Origin of the sequence: Nocardiopsis trehalosi NBRC 14201 (assembly GCF_001552555.1) — a bacterium.
Classification (GTDB): domain Bacteria; phylum Actinomycetota; class Actinomycetes; order Streptosporangiales; family Streptosporangiaceae; genus Nocardiopsis_B; species Nocardiopsis_B trehalosi.
Genome location: NZ_BCRK01000099.1, coordinates 1 through 22,981, shown reverse-complemented (window position 1 = coordinate 22,981; position 22,981 = coordinate 1). Strand labels below are relative to the sequence as shown.

The following is a 22,981-nucleotide window of genomic DNA, read 5'->3' as shown; positions in this document are numbered from 1 at the left end:
CCCTTCCTCCCGGAGATCGCCGCCGGCAGCATCTCCCCGCGCAACGTCGTGGTCCCCTTGCGCAAGGTCTTCAAGCGCGTGCGCGTCCTCAACGGCTACGTCGTCCGCATCGACCACGCCGCGCGCAAGGTCGACTTCGCCCCGCACGTCGGCGACCGCCGCGAGATCGCCTACGACCACATCGTCATGGCGGCCGGCGCGGTGTCGCGCACCCTGCCCATCCCCGGCCTGGCCGAGAACGGCATCGGCATCAAGACGGTCGAGGAGGCGGCGTACCTGCGCAACCACGTCCTCGACCAGCTGAACATCGCCGACTCCACCGACGACCCGGTCGTGCGGCGCAAGGCGCTCAACTTCGTCTTCGTGGGCGGCGGGTTCGCCGGCGCCGAGGCGATCGCGGAGCTGGAGGACCTCGCCCGCGACGCCACCCGGATCTACCCCTCCATCAGCGTCGACGACCTGCACTTCTACCTGATCGAGGCGGCCGACCGCATCCTGCCCGAGGTCGGCCCCGAGGTCGGCGAGAAGTCGCTGAACCAGCTCAAGCGGCGCGGCATCGACGTCCGGCTCTCCACCTTCCTGGAGTCGGCGGTCGACCAGCACATCAAGCTGAGCGACGGCGCCGAGTTCGACGCCGGCACCCTGGTGTGGACCGCGGGCGTCAAGCCGAGCCCGGTCGTGCAGGCCAGCGACCTGCCGCTCGGCCCCAAGGGCCACCTCGACACCAACGAGTTCCTCATGGTCAACGGGGTCGAGAACGCCTTCGCCGGCGGCGACAACGCCCAGGTGCCCGACGGCAGCGGCGGCTTCTACCCGCCCAACGCGCAGAACGCCGTCCGCCAGGCCCCGGTGCTCGCCGACAACGTCATCGCGGCGCTGCGCGGCACCGAGCCCACCGCCTACCGGCACAAGAACCTCGGCGCGGTGGCCGGGCTCGGCCTGCACAAGGGCGCGGCCCAGCTGTTCGGTCGCGTCCGGCTGACCGGGCGGCTGGCCTGGTACGCGCACCGGTCCTACCACCTGTACGCGGTGCCGACCTTCAACCGGAAGATGCGGGTGCTCGCCGACTGGACGATGGCGCTGCTGTTCCGGCGGGACTTCGCCGCCCTGTCCGAGATGGACGAGCCGCGCCAGGCGTTCGAGGACGCCAGCTCGGCCAAGGTCGAGAACGGGCAGCTCCTGCGCCGCGTGAGCTGACGCGCCCGACGCGACGGCCGGCCCCCCGGGGGGCCGGCCGTTTCGCCATTTCACCCCCGAAGCGGTGCGAAACAAGCGGAAACGGCCGCTGCCGGTATGATGGGTCCGCCCTCGTAGCCCAATGGTAGAGGCAGGCCCCCTAAAAGGGTCACAAGTGTCGGTTCGAGTCCGACCGGGGGTACCCGTGGCCTGCCGCGCCGGCTACCCCCCGCACTCCATCAGCAGCTGCAGGTGGGCGAACAGCCGCTCCCGCGCGTCGCCCAGGTCGATCCCCGTCACCGCCTCGGCGCGCCGCACCCGGTACCGCAGCGTGTTCGGGTGGATGTGCAGCCGCCGGGCCGCCGCCCGCACGTCGCCGAACTCCTCCAGGTAGGCCATCAGCGACACCGCCAGCGCCGACCCCGCCTCGGCGTCGTGCCGGGCCAGCAGCTCCAGCCGCGGATCGCGCAGCGTGGGCGTCGCCCGCAGGTGCGCCAGCGTCTCGCCCACCAGCACCCGCGACCGCACGTCGGCCATCGTGGCGACGTCCAGCGCCAGGTCGCGGCCCATCGCGTCGAGGACCCGGTCGGCGTCGGTGCGCGACCGCGGCACCTCGGCCAGCGCCGCCACCGGCGACCCCACCGCGCCCTGGACCGCCACCCCCAGCACGCCGCGCGCCGCCTCGACGGTGCGCCGCGTCAGCGCCACCACCGCCGCCTCGGCCCCCGCCAGCTCGGGCAGCAGCACGTAGACCCGTCCGCCCAGGGCCGTGACCAGGGCCGTGCGCCGGTAGGCGGCGGTGTGCACCGCCACGAGGTCGATCATCCGGCGGCGCTGCAGTTCGCGCTCGGAGCGGTCGTGCTCCTCGGCGGCGGCCGGGCGGCCGCCGGGGGACAGGGCGAACGCGGCCACCACAGCGGGCCGTCGCGCCGTCACCTCCACGGTGTCGGCCAGGGCCGCCGCCTCGATCCGGCCCTCCAGCAGGCTGGCGAGCAGGTCCTCGCGCAGCCGCAGCCCCACCGACGCCTCGGTCCGCTGGCGCAGCAGGTACAGCGCCGTGGTCCGGGCCGCCCCCAGCAGCGCCTCCTCCGAGCCCGCGGTGAACGGCCGGTCGCCCTCCTGCACCCAGATGGTGCCCAGCGGCTGGGTCCCGGCGTGGATGCCCACGGCGAGCCGGCGGCGGATGCCCAGTTCGGGGTGCTCGTCGATGCGGACCACCTCCTCGCCGGAGCGCAGCCGGGAGAAGACGCCCCATTCGCGCAGCAGCGCCAGGTACTGCTCCGGGCCGCGCCGGCCCAGCACCGACAGCCGGCGCAGCTCGTCGACCTCCTCGCCGCTGGAGTAGGCCAGGACCCGGCTCGCGGAGTCCTCGATGCTGACCAGCCCGCCCGTGAGCGACGCGATGGTCTGGGCCAGCGAGAACAGGTCGCCGGACGCGTCCCCGGGGTCGGCGCCCGCAGCCAGCCGGGCGTCGTCCAGCACACCCCGGCACAGCGACTGCACCTGGTCCCAGCGGACCTCCGGGCGCACCGCCAGCAGCGCCACCCCGGCCTCGCCCGCCGCCGCGCGCAGCAGCGCCGCCTCGTCGACGCCCCGCTCCGCCCCGGCCGGGGCGTGCGCCCGCCCCACCTTGACCGCCACCGCCGACGCCCCGCGCCGCGCGGCCGCCCGCACCAGGTGGCGGGCCGCGGCGCCCCGGGCGCCGATCAGCAGGACCAGGTCGCGGGGTTCGGCCTCGGCGGCGTCCTCGGGGTCGACGATCACCACGTCCTCCACGCGCACGTCGAGGCCGGCGGGCGCGGCGAGGACGTCCACCATCGGCCGCCCCACCGCCAGCAGCAGGCGGCGCAGCGGCACCCCGCCGGACGGCGGGCTCGGAGCGGATTCGATGCTCATGAAAGGCCAGTTTGTCCTATCGGCCAATCCCATGGGCGAAAAAGTGGCCGTGTCCCCAAAGCGAGTGCCGCGAGCCCCGCCGTACGTTTGTGCAATCCGACACGTCAAGCAGGGAGGTGCCCATGGACGCCATCACGAGCGTTCCCGCCCCGGTGAACGAGAAGGTGCTCACCTACGCGCCGGGATCGCCGGAGCGCGCCGAACTCGTCGACCGCCTCGACGCCCTGGCGAAGGACCCCGTCGAGCTGACGATGACCATCGGCGGCGAGCGGCGCATGGGCGGCGGTGAGCGGATCGACGTCGTGCAGCCGCACCGCCACGCCGCCGTCCTGGGCACCCTCGGCAACGCCACCCACGACGACGCGGCCGCCGCGGTCGCCGCCGCCAAGCACGCCGCCCCGGAGTGGCGCTCGCTCCCGTTCGACGAGCGGGCCGCGATCCTGCTCCGCGCCGCCGACCTGCTGGCCGGCCCGTGGCGGCAGACCCTCAACGCCGCCACCATGCTCGGCCAGTCCAAGACCGCGATCCAGGCCGAGATCGACGCCGCCTGCGAGCTGATCGACTTCTGGCGGTTCAACGTCTCCTACGCGCGCCGCCTCCTCCAGGAGCAGCCCTACAGCCCGCCCGGGCAGTGGAACCGCCTGGAGCAGCGCCCGCTGGAGGGGTTCGTCTACGCGATCACCCCGTTCAACTTCACCGCGATCGCCGGCAACCTGCCGACCGCCCCCGCGCTCATGGGCAACGTGGTGGTCTGGAAGCCGTCGCCCACCCAGCAGTTCGCCGCGCACCTGACCATGCGGCTGCTGGAGGAGGCCGGGCTGCCGCCCGGCGTCATCAACATGGTGACCGGCGACGGGCTCGCGGTGTCGGACGTGGCGCTGGCCGACCCCGACCTCGCCGGGGTGCACTTCACCGGCTCCACCCGCACCTTCCAGCACCTGTGGCGGACCGTCGGCGAGAACATCTCCGGCTACCGGTCCTACCCGCGCATCGTGGGCGAGACCGGCGGCAAGGACTTCATCGTCGCGCACCCGTCCGCGAACCCCGACGCGGTGCGGACCGCGATCGTGCGCGGCGCCTTCGAGTACCAGGGCCAGAAGTGCTCGGCCGCCTCCCGGGCGTTCGTCGCCCGCTCGGTCTGGGACCGCATCCGCGACGACCTGGTGGCCGAGGTGGAGGCGCTGCCGATGGGCGACGTCACCGACCTGTCCAACTTCATGGGCGCCGTCATCGACCGCCGCTCCTTCGACCGGCTCGCCGGGGTCCTCGACCGGGCGCGCTCCGACGACTCCCTGACCGTGCTGGCGGGCGGCACCCACGACGACTCCGAGGGCTTCTTCGTCCGGCCGACCGTGCTCCTGGGCACCGACCCCGGCCACGAGGTCTTCCGCACCGAGTTCTTCGGCCCGCTCATCGGCGTGCACGTCTACGAGGACGCCGACTACGACCGGGTCCTCGGCCTCGTCGACGAGGGCTCGCCCTACGCCCTCACCGGCGCGGTGTTCGCCGACGACCGCCGGGCCGTCGCGGCCGCCCACGAGCGGCTGCGGTTCACCGCCGGCAACTTCTACGTCAACGACAAGCCCACCGGTTCGGTGGTCGGCCAGCAGCCGTTCGGCGGCGGCCGCGCGTCGGGCACCAACGACAAGGCGGGCAGCGCGCAGAACCTCGCGCGCTGGGCCAGCCCGCGCTCGATCAAGGAGACGTTCGTCCCGGCGACGTCCTCCGCCCACCCCCACCAGGGCTGATCCCCGAGGCGACGGCGGCCCGCCCCACCGGGCGGGCCGCCGGCCGCCCGCGCACGAGAGACTGAGGTGCACCATGCTGCGCACGGCCCTCCTGGCGGTGTCCCGCTCCGCCACCTGCCGCACCCTGGTCGAACGGACCCCCGTCACGCGGGGGCTGGTCGCCCGCTACGTCGCCGGCTCCGACCTCGACGCGGCGCTGCCGGTCCTGCACGACCTCACCCGCACCCGGCTGGTCACCCTCGACCACCTGGGGGAGGACGTCACCGACGCCGCCCAGGCCGACACCACCGTGGCCGCCTACACCCGGCTGCTCGCCGAACTCGACCGGTCCGGGCTGGCCGACCGCGCCGAGGTGTCGGTGAAGCTGTCCGCGGTCGGGCAGGCCCTGCCGCACGACGGCGAGAAGATCGCCCTGGACAACGCCCGGCGCATCTGCGCCGCGGCCGCCGCGGCCGGGACCACGGTCACCCTCGACATGGAGGACCACACCACCACCGACTCCACCCTGGCGGTGCTGCGGGAGCTGCGCACCGACTTCCCGTGGGTGGGCGCGGTCCTCCAGGCGTACCTGCGCCGCACCGAGGCCGACTGCCGCGACCTGCGGCACGCCGGGTCGCGGGTGCGGCTGTGCAAGGGCGCCTACGACGAGCCGGCGTCCGTCGCCTACCGCGCCAAGGCCGACGTCGACCGGTCCTACGTCCGCTGCCTGAAGGTGCTGATGGCGGGCGAGGGCCACCCGATGGTCGCCAGCCACGACCCCCGGATGATCGCGATCGCGCGCGTCCTCGCCGAGCGGGCCGGGCGCCGCGCCGGCGACCACGAGTACCAGATGCTCTACGGCATCCGCGACGAGGAGCAGCGCCGCATCGCCGCCCGGGGCGACCACATGCGGGTCTACGTCCCCTACGGCGACGAGTGGTACGGCTACTTCATGCGGCGGCTCGCCGAGCGCCCCGCCAACGTCGCGTTCTTCCTGCGCTCGCTGGCCGGGAACTCCTGAGCCGGGCCGCCGCCCCCGGGCCGCGGGGGCGGCGGCCGCACCGGCCGGGCTAGAACGGGCGGTCGCCGACGATCGCCACCCGCTCGGCCACGCGCCGGTGCGGGTGGTAGTCGTTGGCGGCGTAGTGCTGGGTGGCCCGGTTGTCCCAGAACGCCACCGAGTCCCGCTCCCACCGGAACCGCACCTGGTACTCCGGCACGTGCGCCTGCTGGAAGAGGAACCGGAGCAGCGCGTCGCTCTCCTCCCGGTCCATGCCGAGGATGCGGGTGGTGAAGGAGACGTTGACGAACAGGGTGCGCCGGCCCGTCTCGGGGTGGGTGCGCACCACCGGGTGGCGGACCGGCGGGAACCGGTCCTGCCAGGAGCGGAGCCGCTCGGCGTCGAGGAAGCGGGCGAACCCCGGGACCACGTCGTGCTCGGCCACCGCGCCGTCGATCCGCTCCCGCACCGCCTCGGGCAGGTTGTCGTAGGCGGCGCCCATGTCGGCCCACAGGGTGTCGCCGCCCTGCGGGGGCACCTCCACCAGGCGCAGGATGGCGCCCATGGCCGGGTTCTCCCGCCAGGTGACGTCGGTGTGCCAGACGTTCTCGAAGCCGGTCGGCATCGCCCCCTTGGCGAACCGGGCCACGTGCGGGTCGTCGCCCTGCTCGATGAACGGGTTGGTCTCCAGCTCACCCCAGAGGCGGGCGATCTCGCGCTGGCGGTCGGCGTCGATGCGCTGGTCGCGGAAGAAGACCACCTTGAACTCCAGCAGCGCCCGGTGCAGTTCGGCCCGCAGCTCCGGGCCGATGGGGGCGCGCAGGTCGACGCCGTGGATCTCGGCGCCGATGACCCGGCCCAGCGGCCGCGCCTCGAACAGCTCGTAGGGGCGGTCGTCGGCGGAGTCGGGGAGCCGGCGCAGGACGCGCGGCCCCTCCACCACGGCCTCGTCCACGGCCCGCGTGTCGCGCAGGCCCTCGGCGGACTGCGCGGAGGTGAGCACCGTCATGTTCTCCATCCTTCCAGTCGGAAATGTGGGGTGAAAGGCGCGGGGCGTCCCCGCCGAGGGCGCCGCGCGGAGGTCCGGCGGACGGGCTTCAGCGGGGGCGGGCGGCGGTCGGGCCGGGGGAGCGCGCACACCGCGGGACGGCGGCGCTCGACACCGGCGGGACTACGTCACCGCGGGTCAGCGGGTGCGGGGCGGGGAGCCCAGGCGGCCGCGCCGACAGAGCAGCCCGGCCACGCCGCGGCGGACGCCGCGGGCGGGGGACCGCCGGCCGGCGGTCGGGGAGGGCGAGGGCTGCGCGGACATGGTCCGAGCATGCGGACCGCCCTCCACTGTTGTCAAGGACGCCCGGCCCGGCGCGGTGCGCCCCGCCCGGCCGCCGAGTCCGACCCGTGACACTTCACGGGAACCGGCGGACGGGGTCGTACGTTACGTTGAGGGCACAGACGTCACGCCCTGGAAAGGCTTGCGAAGACATGCGGATGAGGAGTTCGAACCCCGTCATCAAACGGGCCATGCGCTCCGGGCAGGCCGGGTACGGCCAGCCCCACGCGGCGCCATACGGCCAGGGCGGGCCCTACCAGCAGGGCTACCAGCAGCCCTACGGCCAGCCCTACCAGCAGCAGGGGTACCCGCAGCCGGGCTACGGCCCGCAGGGCTACGGCCACCCCCAGCCCGGATACCCCCAGCAGGGAGCCCCCTACGGGCAGCCGCCGGCGGCGGCCCCCGCCGGCGCGCGCATGACCATCGACGACGTGGTCATGCGCAGCGGCATGACCATCGGCACGGTCATCGTCGCCGCCGTGGTCAACTTCTTCCTGTTCGACCCGCTCAACCCCGGCCTCGGCATGGGGCTCACCTTCGTCGGCGCCATCGGCGCGCTGATCCTCGGCCTGGTCATCGGCTTCAAGCAGTCCACGAACGCCGCCCTCATCCTGACCTACGCGGTCCTCGAGGGCCTGTTCGTCGGCGGCATCAGCCGCGTGTTCGAGACCGCCGCGGGCGCCGCCCCCGGCGCGCTCGTCACCCAGGCGGTGTTCGGCACCATCTTCGCGTTCGCCACGATGCTGGCGCTCTACCGGCTGCGCATCATCCGCGTCACCAACACCTTCGTGAAGGTCGTCTCGGTGGCGCTCGTCGCCGCCCTCGTGATGCTGCTCGCCAACTTCGTGCTGGGCTTCTTCATCGACGGCGGCCTCGGCCTGCGCGAGGCCGGCCCGCTGGGCATCGTGGTCTCCCTCGTGATGATCGTCATCGCCTGCGCCACGCTGGCCATCGAGTTCCGCGGCATCGAGGACGGCATCTCCGCCGGCCTGCCCGCCCGGTTCGCCTGGCAGTTCGCCTTCGGCCTGACCGTCTCCCTGGTCTGGCTCTACATCGAGATCCTCCGCCTCCTGTGGATGATCCAGGCGATCTTCAGCGGCGACTGATCAGCGGCACCGCCCGCGTCGTCATAACGAAGCGCCCCGCCCGGTCCGACCGGGCGGGGCGCTGCGCTCTGCGGTACGGGGACGTGTCGGCGGACGTCGGACGGTCGGCGGGCGGGGCCGTCAGCCCCGCTGCTGCGGGATCGGCGAGCGGTTGCGGCGCCGCCGGTCGTACTCCTGCACGATGGCCTGGGCGTAGCCGTGCGACAGGTTGTACTCGTCGGCGAGCCAGGTGGTGCGCTCCGAGCAGCGGGTCAGGCCGGGGCCCTTCTCCAGGGTGTCGAACCACTCGTGGATCGCGCGGCCGGTGACGGTGGGGATGCGAGCGATGAGCAGCGCGTGGGTCTCCGGCGAGTGGGTGACCGACATGAGCACCTCCGAGAGATGTACGGCACTTACCTGCGACCCTGCAACAGGATCACGGTACGGACAAGACCCGGAGCCGAGCTTTTACGCTACTTTCCGTATCCGCGTCGGCTCAGCTCAGCCGCTGGTGTTCTCCGCTCGCGCTGAGCCTCACCTCTGCTGCGGGCGGGAGGCGTCGGCTTCGCGCGGTGCGCCTCCCACCCTCCGCGTCGGCTCAGCTCAGCCGCTCGAAGACGGCGGCCATTCCCTGGCCCCCACCCACGCACATGGTCTCCAGGCCCCACGTCTTGTCGTGGAAGGAGAGCCCGTTGAGCAGGGTGGTGGTGATCCGGGCGCCCGTCATGCCGAACGGGTGGCCGACCGCGATGGCGCCCCCGTTGACGTTGAGCTGGCGGTCGACGTCGATCCCCAGGTCGTCCGCCGACGGCAGCACCTGCGCCGCGAACGCCTCGTTGATCTCCACCAGGTCGATGTCGGCGATCGTCATGTTGGCGCGCGCCAGCGCCCGCCGCGACGCCTCCACCGGGCCGAGCCCCATGATCTCCGGCGACAGCGCGCTCACCCCCGTCGACACGATGCGGGCCAGCGGGGTCACGCCCAGCTCGGCCGCCTTGGTGTCGCTCATGATGACGAGGGCGGCCGCGCCGTCGTTCAGCGGGCAGCAGTTGCCGGCCGTGACGGTGCCGTCGGGCCGGAACACCGGCTGGAGCTGGGAGACCTTCTCGTAGGTGGTGCCGCGCCGCGGGCCGTCGTCGGTGGAGACCACCGTGCCGTCCGGCAGGGTCACCGGGATGATCTCGCGCTCCCAGAACCCGTTGTCGAGCGACTTCTCCGCGAGGTTCTGCGAGCGCACCCCGAACTCGTCCTGGCGCTGCCGCGACAGGCCGCGCAACTGGACGACGTTCTCGGCCGTCTGCCCCATGGCGATGTAGACGTCCGGCACCTGGTCGTCCTCGCGCGGGTCGTGCCAGGTGCCGGCCCCGCCCTCGGCGCGCTTGGCCGTGCGCTCCTCGGCGGTGGCGAACAGCGGGTTCTTGGTGTCGGGCAGGGAGTCGCTGTTGCCCTTGATGAACCGGCTGACCATCTCGACGCCCGCGGAGACGAACACGTCGCCCTCGCCGGCCTTGATCGCGTGGTAGGCCATGCGGGTCGTCTGCAGCGACGACGAGCAGTAGCGGGTGATGGTCGCCCCCGGCACGGTGTCGAGCCCGAGCTGGACCGCGATCACCCGGGCCAGGTTGTTGCCCTGCTCCCCGCCGGGCAGCCCGCAGCCGAGGAGGAGGTCGTCGATGGTGGTGGGGTCGAGCTGCGGCACCTTCGCCAGTGCGGCGGAGATGATCTGGGCGGCCAGGTCGTCCGGCCGGATGTCCTTGAGCGACCCCTTGAACGCGCGCCCGATGGGCGAGCGCGCGGTCGCGACGATGACGGCTTCAGGCATGGGCGCGGCCCTTCTCTCGAACTCTCGAACTCGGCAGACCGGTCGGTCGGTCGCGTTGTTACTCGCACGTTAACCTGTCGGCCGGCGGTCGCCCACTCCCGGGGTCGCCTTGCCGGGCGCGCCGCCGGGCCGCGCGGCCTCCGCCGCCTCCCCGGCCCCCTCCGGCCCGGCCGCCTCCGGCGCGGTCCCCTCTGCGCCGACCGCCTCCGGGTCGGGCCGCCGCCGGATGAGGGTGGCCCAGCGGCCCCGGGGCCCGCGCTCGCGCCCGCCGACCCGCGCCCCGCTGACCTCGGCGCCCGGCTCCTCGACCGCCGCCGCGGCCGCCCGGTGCACCGGCAGCACCCCGTCGCCGGCGTCGGCGAACGGGGCGGCCTCCAGTTCGGGGAGCAGTCCCAGGGCGACGCAGGCCGACGGCAGCACGGCCGCCGCCGCGTGCGCGTAACCGCGCGCCGACGGGTGGAACCGGTCGGGGCCGAACAGCTCCTCGGGGTGGGCCAGGAACTCGTCGGCCAGCAGGTTGCTCATCGACACCGTCCGTCCGCCCGCCTCGACGACCGCGATGGTCTGCGCCGCCGCGAGCTGCCGCGAGGCCCGGCGCGCCACGTAGCGCAGCGGCTGCCCGATCGGCTGCACGGTGCCCAGGTCGGGGCAGGTGGCGACGACGACGGCGGTGCCCTCGGCCACCAGGTCGCGCACCGCCGCGCCCAGGTGGCGCACGGCGTCGGCGGGCCGCACGCGGTGGATGACGTCGTTGGCGCCGACGAAGACGACGGCGATGTCGTAGCCGCGCCCGCGGATCTTGTCGACCTGCTGGGCGAGGTCGCGCGAGGTCGCGCCGACGCGGGCCAGCCGGCGCAGCCGCACCGGCCGCTCGGCGACCGCCGCCAGCCCGGCGGCCAGCATGGCGCCGGGGGTCTGCAGCGGGTCGGTGACCGCGAACCCCGCCGCGGTGGAGTCGCCCATCATGGCCAGCCGGATCGGCGGGCCCTCGCCCGCGCCGTAGACGCCGTCGGCCTTGGGCGGCATCCACGTGGTGAACCCCACGGCGCGGTGCGCCATGCGGGCCTGGAGGTAGAGCAGCCCGACGGTGCTCGCCCCCAGCAGGGTGAGGCCGCCGCCCCCGACCGCGGCCGCGGTGGCGATCCTCCTGGCCCGTGCCGCCCGCAACCGCATGCGACGCCTCCCGTGCCTCGGCGGTACGACCCTCCTCGGCGCGCCGCGGGGCGGTGCCCCGGGCCGTGCGGCCCGGCACCGGCGCGGCCCGCTCTAAGGGCTGATCTACCCGTCGGTAACCCCAATGTCAACGACCCTGGCGGGCGGCGGGTTCCCGCGTCCCGGGCGCCGCGCCGCCGCCTCGGGCAGAACCTGTCCAACCGGCGTGTGGGCAGGGTGGATACCACGTTAAAGTCGGGGGACACGGGGCTGACCGGCCCGTGCGCGGTGCGTTCCGCCGTGACCGGAGAGGCGGTCCGCGCGACCCGCGACCGCCTGAGGCGTTGGAAAAGGGGGCTCCGCTGATGCGGGTGCACAACTCATTGATCGAGCTGGTCGGCAACACCCCGCTGCTGCGGTTGAACAAGGTCACCGCCGGCCTGGCGCCGACCGTGCTGGCCAAGGTCGAGTACTTCAACCCCGGCGGGTCGGTCAAGGACCGCATCGCGCTGCGCATGGTCGAGGACGCCGAGAAGAACGGGCTGCTCAAGCCCGGCGGCACCATCGTCGAGCCGACCTCGGGCAACACCGGGGTGGGCCTGGCCATCGTCGCCGCCGACAAGGGCTACCGCTGCGTGTTCGTCTGCCCCGACAAGGTCGGTACCGACAAGCTCTCCGTGCTCCGCGCCTACGGCGCCGAGGTGGTGGTCTGCCCGACCACCGTGGCGCCCGACCACCCCGAGTCCTACTACTCGGTCTCGGACCGGCTGGCCGCCACGATCCCGGGCGCGTGGAAGCCGAACCAGTACACCAACCAGAACAACCCCGAATCGCACTACCACAGCACCGGTCCGGAGCTGTGGGAGCAGACCGAGGGCCGCATCACGCACTTCGTCGCCGGCATCGGCACCGGCGGCACCATCACCGGCACCGGCCGCTACCTCAAGGAGGTCTCGGGCGGGCGGGTCCGCGTCATCGGCGCCGACCCCGAGGGGTCGGTCTACTCGGGCGGCACCGGCCGCCCGTACCTGGTCGAGGGCGTGGGCGAGGACATCTGGCCCGAGACCTACGACCCCGCCATCTGCGACGACATCATCGCCGTCAGCGACAAGGACTCCTTCCTGATGACCCGGCGGCTGGCCCGCGAGGAGACCCTGCTGGTGGGCGGGTCCTGCGGGCTGGCGGTCGAGGCCGCCCTGCGCGTGGCGGCCACCGCGGGCCCGGACGACGTCATCGTGGTGCTGCTCCCCGACGGCGGGCGCGGCTACCTCGGCAAGATCTTCAACGACGAGTGGATGGCCGACTACGGCTTCCTGTCCGCCGAGACCGAGGAGGCCACGGCCGGCCAGGTGCTCGCCGCCAAGGGGCGCGACCTGCCCGAGTTCGTGCACATCCACCCGCACGAGACCGTGGGCACCGCCGTCGCCATCATGCGCGAGTACGGCGTCTCGCAGCTGCCGGTCATGAAGGAGGAGCCGCCGGTCATGGCGGCCGAGGTGGTGGGTGCCATCGCCGAGCGCGACATGCTCGACGCGCTGTTCAACGCCCGCGCCAAGCTCGACGACCCCGTCGAGATGCACATGGGCCGCCCGCTGCCGGTGGTCGGGTCGGGCGAGCCCGTGAGCCGGTGCGTGCAGCTCCTCCAGGCGTCGGGCGCCGTGGTGGTGCTGCTCGACGGCAAGCCCGCGGGCGTGCTCACCCGCCAGGACCTCCTCGCGCACCTCTCGGGCTGACGGGCCGGGCGACACCCGCCGCCCCGCGCGGGATACTGTTCACCTCGTCATTACCGGACGGTAGATGTGGGGTTTGCGGGTGTCGCGGCTGGTGTCCTGGTTGGTGCGGGGGGCGTGGTCGTGGGCGCGGCGGCACGCGGACGTCCGCGCGGGGTCCCGCGCGGCCCGGCGGTTCCGCGCCTACGGGCCGGGCACGTCGATCGCGTTCCCCCCGGCGACCATCTTCGGCGAGCCCTGGATCGAGCTGGGCGCCCACACCCTGATCGGCGGCGACGTCACGCTGACCGCCGGCATGGTGCCCGGCCTGGACCTGGGGCCCGAGCCGCTGGTCCGCATCGGCGACGGGTGCACCATCGGGCGCGGTTCGCACGTGGTCGCCCACCGGTCGATCGAACTGGGCGACGACGTGTTCACCGGCCCCTACGTCTACATCACCGACCAGAACCACGTGTACAGCGACCTGGACGTGCCCGTGGGCCGGCAGTGGCCGGCCGACCGGCCGGTGCGGATCGGCGCCGGCAGCTGGATCGGCGCGAACGCGGTCGTGCTGCCCGGGGCGCGGCTGGGCCGCAACTGCGTGGTGGCCGCCGGAACGGTGGTGCGGCCGGGGGAGTACCCCGACCACAGCGTCATCGCCGGCGTGCCCGGCAAGGTGGTGCGCCGCTACGACGCCGACGCCGGGTGGGTGCCGCCGCTGCGCGGGACCGACGCCCAGCCCGCCCGCGGCGGCCCGCCCCGTGCCCTCGACGGCGGGGTGGCCCCGCCCGAGGTCTGAGCGCGCCGGGCGCCCGCGGCGCCCGGCGGCCCCGCTGCCCGGCGGCACGCGGGCGGCTACGCCTCGCGCCCCCGCCGCAGCCGGGCGGTCAGGGCCGCGGCCCCCGCCGGATCGAGGTCGATGCCGAACAGGTCGCGCAGCGCGGCGGGCGCCGCCTCCGGGTCGAGCGGGCGCCGTTCCTCGGTGCCGTCGGGCCGGCTGTCCACCAGCTCCCCCTCGTCCAGCACCGTGAGCCCGTCCGGCCGCAGCCGCTGGAGGAACACGTGGTCGGAGAACGGGGAGCGGGGGTGCGTGGCCACGTAGTGGTTGGCCACGACGTAGTCGATCTCATGGCGCGGCTCCAGGGTGAACACGTACAGGCCCAGCCACCCGCCGGCCCGCCGGGACCGCAGCCACCACTCCCCGCCGCCGCCGGGGTCGGCCTCGACCCGGAACTCCCAGTCGCCCTGCCGCTCCTCGGCGCCGTCGGCCAAGGCGATCGGCTCCAGCAGGCCGCCGCCGAACCCGACGTCGGCGAGCAGGTCGCCGCCGTCGAACCGCACCCGCAGCACCATGTGGGTGGCCGGGCGCGGCCGCGACGCGCCCACCTGCACCCGGCCGAGCAGGCCGTCGAAGGTGAAGCCCAGCCGCTCGAGCACGGCGGCGAACAGCAGGTTCTGCTCGAAGCAGTAGCCGCCGCGCCGGCGGACCACCAGCTTGTCCTGGACGCGGTCCAGGCCGACCTCGACGCCCCGGCCGAGCGGGGCGTCGAGGTTCTCGAACGGGATGGCCGCCATGTGCGCCCGGTGCAGCGCCCGCAGGGTGGCGGGCGTGGGGTCGAGCGGGCCGGTGTGGCCGATCCGCGCGAGGTAGGCGTCGAGATCGAGGTCGGCGCCGCCCCAGGAGGGGGCGTCGACCCGCTCGGGCAGGCGGACGTCGGGCGTGGTCGCGGGCGCGGCGGGCGCCGGGGTGGTGGACACGGGTCTCCTCGTGGTCGGGGGTCGTGTACCGGTCGAACGCCGCCCCGCCCCCGGCGATTCCACCCGGTGGCGCGCCTCCGCCGCCCGGGAATAGGCCGCCGTCAACGGACGTTGCCGGCCCACCGCCACGCCGCCGGCCGCGGCCGGCCGGGGAGGTCGCGGCGCCCGGTGCACCACAGCAGCGCCTCTCCCGGGGCCGCGTCCCCGGGGGCGTCCGGGAACAGGCGGCGCAGAGCGGGGGCGGCCAGGCCGTCCTCCGGGGGCCGCGTGTCGCCGAAGGCGGCGGCCACGTCGTAGGCGTGCACGGTGAGTTCGACGACCGCCATGGCGGCGAACCCGGGCCCGTCGGCGGTGCCCCACGGGTGCCACGCGCGGGCGCCGGCGGGCGCGTCGCGCACGGCGGCGGCGCAGATCGCCGCCGCCGTGGCGACCCCCTCCAGGCACGCGGCGGGCGGGGCGCCGTCGGCCAGCCCGGCCGTCAGCGCGGTGAACCGGTCGGTGGGCCGCGCGGTCAGCAGCGCGGTGTAGTGCACCAGGCCGAGGACCTGGTGGTCCAGCGTCTCCCGGCACGTCCACTCCAGGCCCGCCGCCGGGCGGGTCCAGTCGCGGTCGGTGAACGGGGCGAGTCGGCGGGTCGCGGACGCGGCGGCGTCCACGACCAGGGCGGTCCAGTCGGTGGCCATGGTCGGTTCGGCTCCTCGTCGCGGCGCGGCGGGCGGGCGGCGGGTCACGGCGCGGGGGCGGGCGCGGGGGCGGGCGCGGGGGCGGTCAGGACCTCGGTGACCGCGCCGAAGCTCGCACCCCCGTGCCCGGCGGCGATCGCCCGCTCCATCAGCAGGCCGACGGCGTCGGGCAGCGTGGTGTCGACGCCGCGCGCCCGGCTGGCGTGGACGAGGTGGCGCAGCGCCGCGACCTGCACGTCCAGCGTCGCGTCGGGCGGGTAGGAGCCGGAGTCGACCTGGGGCGTGAGGAACTCGAAGAAGCCGCCCACCGCGCCGAGCCAGTGCAGGGCGAACGGGGTGAACCGGGTCGCGGCGACGCCCTCGGCGCGCAGCAGGGCGGCGCCGTGCGCCCAGCCGGCCAGCGAGGCCCACATCAGCCCGAGCAGGGCGGTGTCGTACAGGGAGGCCAGGCCGGGGGCCTCGCCCAGGTGGGCGCTCGCCCCGCCCAGGCGGAGCAGGGTGTCCCGGTGCTCGTCGAACGCCGCACCCGGACCGCTGTACAGCACGGCGGTCCCCGCCGCGCCGACGTGCTGCGGCGTCGCCATGATCGCGCCGTCCAGGTAGGCGATGCCGCGCGCCTCCGCCCACGCGGCCGTCTCCGCCGCCTCCTCGGGCGTCCCGGAGGTGAGGTTGACGAGCGTCCGGCCCGCGAGCACGTCCGCCAGCGGCTCCAGAACGCCGCGCGCGGCGGCGTGGTCGAGGACGCAGAGGACCACGAGCGGGGCGGACGCGGCCGCGTGGGCGGCGGAGTCCGCGCGGGCGGCCCCGCGCTCCAGGAGGTCGGCGTCCCGGCCGGGGGTCCGGTTCCAGACGGTGACGGGGTGCCCGGACCCGAGGAGCGCGCCGGCCAGGGCGGCCCCCATCAGGCCCAGGCCGAGGACCGCCACGGGGGTGCGGGGGCGGGGGTCCGTGCCGGTGGTCGCGGGGCGGGTGGGCTCGCCGGTCGCCATGGTGTTCCCTTCGTCGCGGCCGCCCGGCGGCTCCGGGCGGCACCGCGTCAGGCTCCCAGCCGCCGGACCGCCGGGGACAGTGGCAGGACTGCCGTCATTCGCGCAATTCCTGCCGTACTCTGAGGGCATGTCCGCCGGAACCGTCGCGATCGCCGTCATCGACGACCGCGACCTCGCCATGTGGGACGTCTACGAGCTGGGGATCGCGTGCGCGGTGTTCGGCGTGCCGCGTCCCGAACTCCACGACCCCTGGTACCGCATACGGCTGTGCGCGGTGTCCGGGGAGGGGGCGCCGGACGGCAGCGGCCTGGCGCTGCGCACCCCCTACGGGCCGGACGACCTGGTCGGCGCCGACACCGTCATCGTCCCGTCCGTGCCCGACCCCTGCGTGGCCGGCGACCGGGAGCTTCCCGAGGAGCTGCTGACCGCCCTGCGCCGGGCGGCGGCGGGCGGCGCCCGCATGGTGTCCATGTGCACCGGCGCCTACGCGCTCGGCGCGGCCGGGCTGCTCGACGGCCGCCGCGCCACCGCCCACTGGTCGCACACGGCCGACCTGGCGGCGCGCTTCCCCGAGGCCGAGTTCGACCCGTCCGTCCTCTACGTCGACGACGGCGACGTGCTCACCAGCGCCGGTGTCAGTGCCGGGCTCGACCTGTGCCTCCACCTCGTCCGCCGCGACCTGGGCGCGCACGTCGCCAACCAGGTCGCGCGGGGCATGGTCGTGCCCGCGCACCGGGCGGGCGGGCAGGCGCAGTTCATCGACCTCGCGGTGCCCGCGGCCGCCGACGACGGCCTCGCCCCGGTCCTGGAGTGGGCGGTCGACCACCTCGACCTGCCGCTGACGGTCGACGGCCTCGCCCGCCGGGCCGGGATGAGCCCGCGGACCTTCTACCGGCGGCTCCGCGCCGCCACCGGCACCACGCCCCTCCAGTGGCTGCTCGACCAGCGGCTCGCCCGCGCGCAGAGCCTGCTGGAGGCCACCGACCTTCCGGTCGAGCGGATCGGCGAGGCCAGTGGACTCGGGTCGGCGGCGAACCTGCGCCGGCACTTCCTCCAGCACGTCGGCGTCACCCCGACCGAGTACCGGCGGGCCTTCCCGGCGCGGCCGGACGTCCCCGAGCCGCCGGAGGCGGCGCCGCCCGCGGGCGGCGACCGCAGCCTGCGCGCCGGCCGGCCCGTGCCGCGCGGGGCCGCTAGGAGGCGGTCGGCGGCAGGGGGGAGCGGGTGGCGAGGAGGGCGGCGCCCGCCCACAGCAGGTCGCCCGCCGTCATGACCAGTCGCGACAGGGCCGCCACCACCAGGGCCGACCCCGGGTCGAGCACCGGGGCGAGCCCGGCCACGAGCACCGCCTCGCGCACCCCCAGGCCGGCCGGGGCGATCACCACCAGCACGCCCAGCGTCCAGGCCAGCGCGTAGGCGCCCGCGGCGGCGGCCCAGGCGCGGGCCCCGCCGTCACCGCCCACCCCCGCCACCAGCAGGCCGATGTGCGCGCCCAGCGGCACCCAGGCGGCCAGCGACCAGCCCGCCGCAGCGGCGGCGCCGCGCCCGGTGAGGCGCACCGGCGCCCCGCCGTCGGCGTCCGGCAGCCGGCGGGCCGCGCGCAGCACGAGGCGCAGAGCGGGGTTGACCACGCGCGGGTGCAGCGCCGCCAGCAGCAGCGGGGCGCACGCGAGCGCCCACCACCAGGAGCGGGCGGCGCCGGCGGAGGCGAAGGGCAGGGTGGCGGCGGCCACGGCCAGGTTGACCGCCAGGGTCACGCCGACCGCCAGGACGGTCGCCGCCGCCCCGCGCCGCCGGGCCACCTCGTGGTCGCGGGCGAGTTCGACCTGCGCGAGGAACGCCCACACCGACCCGGGCAGGTACTTGCCGAGCTGGCCGACGAACATCACGCGCGCCGCCACCCGCACGGGCAGGGGCGCCCCCAGGTCGGCCAGCAGCGCCCGCCACGCCAGCATCTGCGCGCCCAGCCCGGCGAGCGCGGCGGCCACCGAACCGGCGACCACCCACGGCGACAGCGCGGCGAGCGCGGCGCGGGCCTCGCCCCACCGGTCGTAGAGCGCGTACCCGGCGCACGCCAGCACGAGCGCCACCACGGCGAGGCGGAGCCGGCGGTCGGCGCGCAGGCGGTTCAGCACCCGGCCAGCGTAGTGCGCCCCCGACCCGGCCGGGCCGCGCGGCCCGGTGGGCGCCGCGCGTGTGGCCCCGGGGTCGCGCGGCAGGGGTGCGGGCGGCGGTTCCCGCCGACCCGTTCGGCGTCGGGGACGGGGCCGCGTCGGCGCGGGCCGGTCTCGCTTCGAGCGGCTCGGTGGGCTCCGTCGCGCCGGCCGCCGGTACCCGCGCCACGTCCTCCGCCCGCCGACCCGTTCGGCGTCGGGCCGGTCCCGGTCGGACGGCCGGCCCCGTCACGCCGTCCTCCCGCCGCGTCCGCGCGACGCGGGGCGGGGCGGTTCCGTGGTCCGGGGGGTCAGGCGGAGGCGGCGGCGTGGACGAGGTCGGCCACCAGGGCGGGGGCGGTGAGGTGCGGGTGGCCGCCCTCGACCGGGCGGACGGTGAGCAGCGGGGCCTCCGCCGCCAGCTCGGCGGCGGTGCGGGCGGCGAGGACGTCGGCGTAGCGCTCGGGCGCGCCGAGCGGCACCGGGGCGGGCGCCGTCGACACCAGCTCCACGGCGGGGGCGAGCAGCCGGTCGTGCACGCAGGAGGGGCGGTACTCGTCGAACGCCGCGTCCAGGGCGCGGACCGCGCGCGGCCCGGGGCGCGGCGCCACCACCCCGTCGCCCATCCGGACCGACCGCAGCGCGGAGGCCGCCAGCACGTCGCCCGGCGCGCCGCACGGGCCGCCGCGCAGCTCGGCCAGCCGGCGTTCGAAGGCGTCCAGGGGCACGGGCTCGGTGCGGGCCAGCGCCTGCGCGACCGCGAACCGGTGCGCCGCCGCGGCCAGGTCCTCGGCGGCGCACGGGGAGACCCCCAGCCGCTCGGCGAGTTCGGCGCCCCGGGGCCGGCCGTGCGCCTCGATGGCCACCACCCCGGCCAGGCCCGAGCGCCGGGTGGCGCAGGCCAGCGCCACCGCGCCGCCCAGCCCGTACCCGGCGAGCACCGGGCGCTCCAGGCCGAAGTGGCCGATGACGCGGATGAGGTCGTCCACGTGCCCGTCGAGCGAGGAGGCGGCGTCCGCCGACAGCCCGTGCCCGCGCAGGTCCACCGCGTAGACCGCGTGGTCGCGGGCGAGCAGGGCGCCCACCGGCTCCCAGTCCTCCAGGGTGCGCCCCCACCCGTGCAGCAGCACCACGGGCGAGCCGCGCCCCTCGCGCACGCGCACGGCGAGGGCCGGCGCGCCCTCGATCCGCGTCTCCCACGGCTGCACCTTCGTCTCGGCCATCGCCCGTCTCCTCGCCCCGGGGTCGGCGCCCCACCGCCCGATCCCGTGCCAGGACGGTAGACCCCGGGGCTTCCGTTCGCCTGACACCTCGCTGACGGCGGTCCCGGCGGCGGCCCGGCCGCCCCGGTCGCCGCGGGCCGCCCGCTGCCCTAGGGTGAGGCGCGTGGGAATGTCGGATGTCGTCGCCTTCGCCGGGCACCAGGTGCACGTGTGCCGGTACCGCGAGGCCGGAACGCTGCTCGACTGGCTCGGCCGCGACCTGCGCGGCCGGACGGTGCTCGACGTCGCCGGGGGCGACGGCTACTGGGCCGCGCAGGCCCGCAGACGCGGGGCGCGCGCGGTCTCCATCGACCTCGCCCGGCACAAGATGGTGCGCGGCGCCCGGTTGCGCGACGCCCCGGCGCTGCTGGAGGGCGACGCGCTGCGCCTGCCGCTGCGCGACGCGTCGGTCGACCGGGTGCTGTCGATCTGCGCGATCGAGCACTTCGACGACGGCCCCGCGTCGCTGCGCGAGATGGCGCGGGTGCTGCGGCCCGGCGGTGAGCTGGTGATGTCGGCCGACTGCCTGTCGCGGCGCGAGGAGTGGCCCGCGCTGTTCGCCGCGCACGCCCGCCGCTACCACGTCAAGCGGACGTACACCCACGAGACGCTGGGCGGTATCCTCGCTGACTGCGGTCTGGAGCCGGTCGAGCACTCCTACCAGTTCCGCGGCCGGGCGGCCGAGCGCACCTACCTCGGCCTGTCGGCGTACGGGGGCCGGTTCGGGTTCAACGCGGCGGCGCCGCTGGTGCCGCTGATCGCGGCCGACGACGCGCGGCGGCCCAACACGCGCGGCAGCATCGTGCTGGTCCGGGCCCGCAAGCCGCACTGACCGCACGGCTGCGCGCGGGGCCTGCCGCACACGCCGTGAAATGTCGCGTGTGGGGTGATTTGGCGCTGCCGGTACGGGGACACCGTGGGTGAGCGACGGGTGGCCGCTTCCGGACAGTGCAACGGGAACACGAACGCACCACCCGATCGTCTGCGACAAGGGGGACGGGTGGAGGAAGAGCCGAACCCAGCGGGGAACGGGCCGGCCTTAGTCGCCGCTTACGCGCCGGGCGGTACGGTGCGGCGCGGCACGGGCCCCACCACCTCCCGGCCGGCCGCGGCCGGCCGGGGCGGGCGTTCCGGCCGGCAGCCCGTCCCGCTCACGGCTGAACGATGACGTCGTCCACGGACGGCCCGCCGCACGGTTCCGACCCCGGACCCGGCGGGCCGCCGCTGAGCCATGGGGGCGCAGTGCTGGCAGAGTTGAGTCGGATCGACAACGGAGACGTGCTGGAGCTGCGCCTCCCGCCCGGCGGCCGGGCCGGGGCGCCACCCGGCGGCGGCACCCTCGAACTGCGCCTCGACGGCGACCCCGACCGCACCGTGCCGGTGGCCGCCGAGGCGCTCGACGGCGGCCGCCTGCGCGCCGACCTCGCCGGCCTGCCGCTGGACGACGGCATGTGGGACGTGCTGTGGATCGGCGCCGACGGCGCCGCCACCCCCCTGCTCACCACCGACCCCGGCGTCAACCTCGCCGACCGCTACGCCTACCTGAGCCGCCCCCGCCACCGCGAGCTGCGCGCCGTCCGCGACCCGCGCGGCCCGCTGCGCGTCCGCGCCCGCACGGTCGGCCCCTACGCCGAGGCCACCTGGGTCGAGGTCGCCCCCGACGCCGTCACCGTCAGCGGTGTCCTCGCCTACACCCCGCCGGTCGGCTCGGGCACCGGGGTGGCGGTCGTCGCCCGCCAGCGCGAACTCGACGGCGTCGTCACCGGCCCCGCCGGACTCGACGGCGACCGGTTCACCGCCACCGTGCCGCTGCCCCCGGTGGTCGACGGCTTCGAGCCCGAGCGCCCGCACAACGAGTGGGACCTGTGGCTCTCCCTGCCCGGGACGGGCGACCTCCGCTTCTCCGCGCACGCCGACGACATCACCGCCAAGAAGAAGAAGTTCGTCTACCCGCACGTCGTCCGCTCCGGCGTCCGGGTCCGCCCGTACTACACCGTCGACGACGACCTGTCCCTGCTCGCCACCGCCGAGGAGGCCCGGTGAGGATCGCGATCTTCATTGCCAACGCCTATGGCATGGGCGGCACCATCCGCACCGTGTTCAACCTCGCCGAAGGGCTCGCCGTCCGCCACGAGGTCGAGATCGTCAGCTTCGCCCAGCACCGCGAGGAGCCGTTCTTCCCCGCGCCCGCCGGGGTGACCCTGCACCCGCTGGCCCCGTTCGGCGAGGACGCCGAGGAGGAGCCGCCGCGCGGCCTGATCGGCCGGTGGCGGGAGCGCCGCGCCACCGAGCTGGTCCCCGACAGCGAGGCCCGGCGCAACCAGATCTTCGACGCCCGGCGCATCCGCCGGCTGCGCGACTACCTCCGCGCCAGCCGGGCCGACGTCGTCATGGGCACCCGCCCCGGCATCAACCTGCTGCTGTCGCGGTACGCCCCCGCGCGGATGCTGCGGATCGGCCAGGAGCACGTGAACCTCGACGCGCACGCCGCCGACCTGCGCGAGGCCATCCGCCGCAACTACCCGCGCCTCGACGGCATGAGCGTGCTCACGCAGTCGGACCTGCGGGCCTACACGTCCTTCCTGGAGTCCGCCGACGGCTGGGTGCGCCCCATGCCCAACGCGCTGCCCGCCGGCACCTATCCCCGTTCCGCCCAGGACAACCCGATCATCGCCGCCGCCGGCCGGATGTCGCCGGTCAAGCAGTACCCCAAGCTGCTCGACGCCTTCGCCGTCGTCGCCCGGCGCCACCCCGAGTGGCGGCTGCGCATCTACGGCGGCGGCAAGAAGGACGAGAAGCTGCGCGACCGCATCGCCGCCAAGGGGCTGAGTAACCAGGTCGCGCTGATGGGCCGCACCAAGGACCTCGCGGGGGAGCTGGCCAAGGCGTCCATCCTGGCCGTCAGCTCCCGCCACGAGGGGTTCGGCATGACCATCATCGAGGGCTTCTCGGTGGGCGTGCCGGCCGTCAGCTTCGACTGCCCCTACGGCCCCCGCGAGATCATCGACCACGAGCGCAACGGGCTGCTGGTGCCGCACCAGGACGTCGCCGCCCTCGCCGATGGGCTGCTGCGCCTGGTCGAGGACCGCGACGAGCGCGTCCGCATGGCCCAGGAGGCGCTGACGTCGGCGGCCGACTACGACGTCGCCGCCATCACCCGCCGCTGGGAGGACTTCCTGGCCGAACGCCTGGCCGCCAAGAGGGGCACCCGCGCCGCCTGACCCGCCGCCCCCCCCCCA

20 protein-coding genes and 1 tRNA gene are annotated in these 22,981 nt (G+C 75.6%); 11 read left to right on the top strand and 10 right to left on the bottom strand.

The features are described 5' to 3' along the window. Positions 1-1,197: NAD(P)/FAD-dependent oxidoreductase (locus NT8_RS17385; protein ID WP_067970698.1), on the top strand; the 1,197-nt coding region annotated here is incomplete at its 5' end. Positions 1,198-1,304: 107 nt separating this feature from the next. Further along, a tRNA-Leu gene (locus NT8_RS17380) sits at positions 1,305-1,378 on the top strand. Positions 1,379-1,398: 20 nt separating this feature from the next. Here NT8_RS17380 and NT8_RS17375 read toward each other — a convergent pair. After that, on the bottom strand, positions 1,399-3,072 hold the full coding sequence (locus NT8_RS17375; protein WP_174549589.1) for a PucR family transcriptional regulator: 1,674 nt from the start codon (positions 3,070-3,072) through the stop codon (positions 1,399-1,401). A 122-nt stretch (positions 3,073-3,194) separates the two neighbouring features. Here NT8_RS17375 and pruA point away from each other — a divergent pair, with 122 nt between their 5' ends. Both pruA and NT8_RS17365 read left to right on the top strand, forming a co-directional pair. Then, complete coding sequence (gene pruA / locus NT8_RS17370; RefSeq protein ID WP_067970694.1) at positions 3,195-4,820, top strand: L-glutamate gamma-semialdehyde dehydrogenase; 1,626 nt, start codon at positions 3,195-3,197, stop codon at positions 4,818-4,820. 73 nt (positions 4,821-4,893) lie between these two features. After that, entirely contained in the window at positions 4,894-5,820 is a 927-nt protein-coding gene (locus NT8_RS17365) for a proline dehydrogenase family protein (RefSeq protein WP_067970692.1), read from the top strand. A gap of 49 nt (positions 5,821-5,869) precedes the next feature. Here NT8_RS17365 and NT8_RS17360 read toward each other — a convergent pair whose 3' ends face one another. Beyond that, on the bottom strand, positions 5,870-6,808 hold the full coding sequence (locus NT8_RS17360; RefSeq protein ID WP_067970691.1) for a TauD/TfdA dioxygenase family protein: 939 nt from the start codon (positions 6,806-6,808) through the stop codon (positions 5,870-5,872). Between the two features lie 473 nt (positions 6,809-7,281). Here NT8_RS17360 and NT8_RS17355 point away from each other — a divergent pair, with 473 nt between their 5' ends. After that, positions 7,282-8,235, top strand: coding sequence for a Bax inhibitor-1/YccA family protein (locus tag NT8_RS17355; protein WP_067970689.1), 954 nt, complete (start codon positions 7,282-7,284; stop codon positions 8,233-8,235). Positions 8,236-8,355: 120 nt separating this feature from the next. Here NT8_RS17355 and NT8_RS17350 read toward each other — a convergent pair whose 3' ends face one another. The 3 genes from NT8_RS17350 to NT8_RS17340 form a co-directional block, all read right to left on the bottom strand. Beyond that, positions 8,356-8,601: a DUF4287 domain-containing protein gene (locus tag NT8_RS17350; protein ID WP_067970687.1), complete on the bottom strand. Its 246-nt coding sequence runs from the start codon at positions 8,599-8,601 to the stop codon at positions 8,356-8,358. Between the two features lie 211 nt (positions 8,602-8,812). Further along, positions 8,813-10,036: an acetyl-CoA C-acetyltransferase gene (locus tag NT8_RS17345; protein WP_067970685.1), complete on the bottom strand. Its 1,224-nt coding sequence runs from the start codon at positions 10,034-10,036 to the stop codon at positions 8,813-8,815. A 69-nt stretch (positions 10,037-10,105) separates the two neighbouring features. After that, positions 10,106-11,209 carry an SGNH/GDSL hydrolase family protein gene (locus tag NT8_RS17340; protein ID WP_067970683.1) on the bottom strand — a complete coding sequence of 368 codons (1,104 nt, stop codon included), beginning with the start codon at positions 11,207-11,209 and terminating at the stop codon, positions 10,106-10,108. Between the two features lie 344 nt (positions 11,210-11,553). On the opposite strand from NT8_RS17340, the gene NT8_RS17335 reads away from it, so the two are divergent. Beyond that, a complete protein-coding gene (locus NT8_RS17335) occupies positions 11,554-12,921 on the top strand; it encodes a cystathionine beta-synthase (protein WP_067970681.1) in 1,368 nt (455 codons plus the stop codon). A 64-nt stretch (positions 12,922-12,985) separates the two neighbouring features. Next, on the top strand, positions 12,986-13,696 hold the full coding sequence (locus tag NT8_RS17330; protein WP_067970678.1) for an acyltransferase: 711 nt from the start codon (positions 12,986-12,988) through the stop codon (positions 13,694-13,696). 56 nt (positions 13,697-13,752) lie between these two features. On the opposite strand, the gene NT8_RS17325 is transcribed toward NT8_RS17330, so the two are convergent. The 3 genes from NT8_RS17325 to NT8_RS17315 all read right to left on the bottom strand — a co-directional run bounded on the left by NT8_RS17325 (position 13,753) and on the right by NT8_RS17315 (position 16,327). Further along, positions 13,753-14,655 carry an arylamine N-acetyltransferase family protein gene (locus NT8_RS17325; protein ID WP_245646224.1) on the bottom strand — a complete coding sequence of 301 codons (903 nt, stop codon included), beginning with the start codon at positions 14,653-14,655 and terminating at the stop codon, positions 13,753-13,755. Positions 14,656-14,756: 101 nt separating this feature from the next. Next, positions 14,757-15,338, bottom strand: coding sequence for a maleylpyruvate isomerase N-terminal domain-containing protein (locus tag NT8_RS17320; protein WP_067970676.1), 582 nt, complete (start codon positions 15,336-15,338; stop codon positions 14,757-14,759). Between the two features lie 44 nt (positions 15,339-15,382). After that, a complete protein-coding gene (locus tag NT8_RS17315; protein WP_084469037.1) occupies positions 15,383-16,327 on the bottom strand; it encodes an NAD(P)-dependent oxidoreductase in 945 nt (314 codons plus the stop codon). Between the two features lie 127 nt (positions 16,328-16,454). Here NT8_RS17315 and NT8_RS17310 point away from each other — a divergent pair, with 127 nt between their 5' ends. Then, on the top strand, positions 16,455-17,600 hold the full coding sequence (locus tag NT8_RS17310; protein ID WP_084469036.1) for a GlxA family transcriptional regulator: 1,146 nt from the start codon (positions 16,455-16,457) through the stop codon (positions 17,598-17,600). Here NT8_RS17310 and NT8_RS17305 read toward each other — a convergent pair. Then, on the bottom strand, positions 17,521-18,462 hold the full coding sequence (locus tag NT8_RS17305) for a lysylphosphatidylglycerol synthase domain-containing protein (RefSeq protein WP_174549588.1): 942 nt from the start codon (positions 18,460-18,462) through the stop codon (positions 17,521-17,523). The two genes, NT8_RS17310 and NT8_RS17305, sit on opposite strands and share 80 nt — an antisense overlap. 329 nt (positions 18,463-18,791) lie before the next feature. Then, positions 18,792-19,703, bottom strand: coding sequence for an alpha/beta fold hydrolase (locus NT8_RS17300; RefSeq protein WP_084469035.1), 912 nt, complete (start codon positions 19,701-19,703; stop codon positions 18,792-18,794). A gap of 169 nt (positions 19,704-19,872) precedes the next feature. Between NT8_RS17300 and NT8_RS17295 the strand changes: the two genes are divergently transcribed. The 3 genes from NT8_RS17295 to NT8_RS17285 all read left to right on the top strand — a co-directional run bounded on the left by NT8_RS17295 (position 19,873) and on the right by NT8_RS17285 (position 22,963). Continuing rightward, entirely contained in the window at positions 19,873-20,574 is a 702-nt protein-coding gene (locus NT8_RS17295) for a class I SAM-dependent methyltransferase (protein ID WP_067970674.1), read from the top strand. Between the two features lie 410 nt (positions 20,575-20,984). Further along, the gene (locus NT8_RS17290; RefSeq protein WP_245646223.1) at positions 20,985-21,785 is read left to right on the top strand and encodes a hypothetical protein; all 801 of its coding nucleotides are present in this window, start codon (positions 20,985-20,987) and stop codon (positions 21,783-21,785) included. Then, entirely contained in the window at positions 21,782-22,963 is a 1,182-nt protein-coding gene (locus NT8_RS17285; protein WP_067970670.1) for a glycosyltransferase family 4 protein, read from the top strand. The genes NT8_RS17290 and NT8_RS17285 overlap by 4 nt, the downstream gene beginning before the upstream one ends. Positions 22,964-22,981 lie beyond the last annotated feature (18 nt).

What these genes read in the sequence shown, in the direction of transcription:
- NT8_RS17375 (WP_174549589.1), bottom strand. Translation starts at nt 3,072, where the DNA reads ATGAGCATCGAATCCGCTCCGAGCCCGCCGTCCGGCGGGGTGCCGCTG.
- pruA (WP_067970694.1), top strand. Translation starts at nt 3,195, where the DNA reads ATGGACGCCATCACGAGCGTTCCCGCCCCGGTGAACGAGAAGGTGCTC.
- NT8_RS17365 (WP_067970692.1), top strand. Translation starts at nt 4,894, where the DNA reads ATGCTGCGCACGGCCCTCCTGGCGGTGTCCCGCTCCGCCACCTGCCGC.
- NT8_RS17360 (WP_067970691.1), bottom strand. Translation starts at nt 6,808, where the DNA reads ATGACGGTGCTCACCTCCGCGCAGTCCGCCGAGGGCCTGCGCGACACG.
- NT8_RS17355 (WP_067970689.1), top strand. Translation starts at nt 7,282, where the DNA reads ATGCGGATGAGGAGTTCGAACCCCGTCATCAAACGGGCCATGCGCTCC.
- NT8_RS17350 (WP_067970687.1), bottom strand. Translation starts at nt 8,601, where the DNA reads ATGTCGGTCACCCACTCGCCGGAGACCCACGCGCTGCTCATCGCTCGC.
- NT8_RS17345 (WP_067970685.1), bottom strand. Translation starts at nt 10,036, where the DNA reads ATGCCTGAAGCCGTCATCGTCGCGACCGCGCGCTCGCCCATCGGGCGC.
- NT8_RS17340 (WP_067970683.1), bottom strand. Translation starts at nt 11,209, where the DNA reads ATGCGGTTGCGGGCGGCACGGGCCAGGAGGATCGCCACCGCGGCCGCG.
- NT8_RS17335 (WP_067970681.1), top strand. Translation starts at nt 11,554, where the DNA reads ATGCGGGTGCACAACTCATTGATCGAGCTGGTCGGCAACACCCCGCTG.
- NT8_RS17330 (WP_067970678.1), top strand. Translation starts at nt 12,986, where the DNA reads ATGTGGGGTTTGCGGGTGTCGCGGCTGGTGTCCTGGTTGGTGCGGGGG.
- NT8_RS17320 (WP_067970676.1), bottom strand. Translation starts at nt 15,338, where the DNA reads ATGGCCACCGACTGGACCGCCCTGGTCGTGGACGCCGCCGCGTCCGCG.
- NT8_RS17315 (WP_084469037.1), bottom strand. Translation starts at nt 16,327, where the DNA reads ATGGCGACCGGCGAGCCCACCCGCCCCGCGACCACCGGCACGGACCCC.
- NT8_RS17310 (WP_084469036.1), top strand. Translation starts at nt 16,455, where the DNA reads ATGTCCGCCGGAACCGTCGCGATCGCCGTCATCGACGACCGCGACCTC.
- NT8_RS17300 (WP_084469035.1), bottom strand. Translation starts at nt 19,703, where the DNA reads ATGGCCGAGACGAAGGTGCAGCCGTGGGAGACGCGGATCGAGGGCGCG.
- NT8_RS17295 (WP_067970674.1), top strand. Translation starts at nt 19,873, where the DNA reads ATGTCGGATGTCGTCGCCTTCGCCGGGCACCAGGTGCACGTGTGCCGG.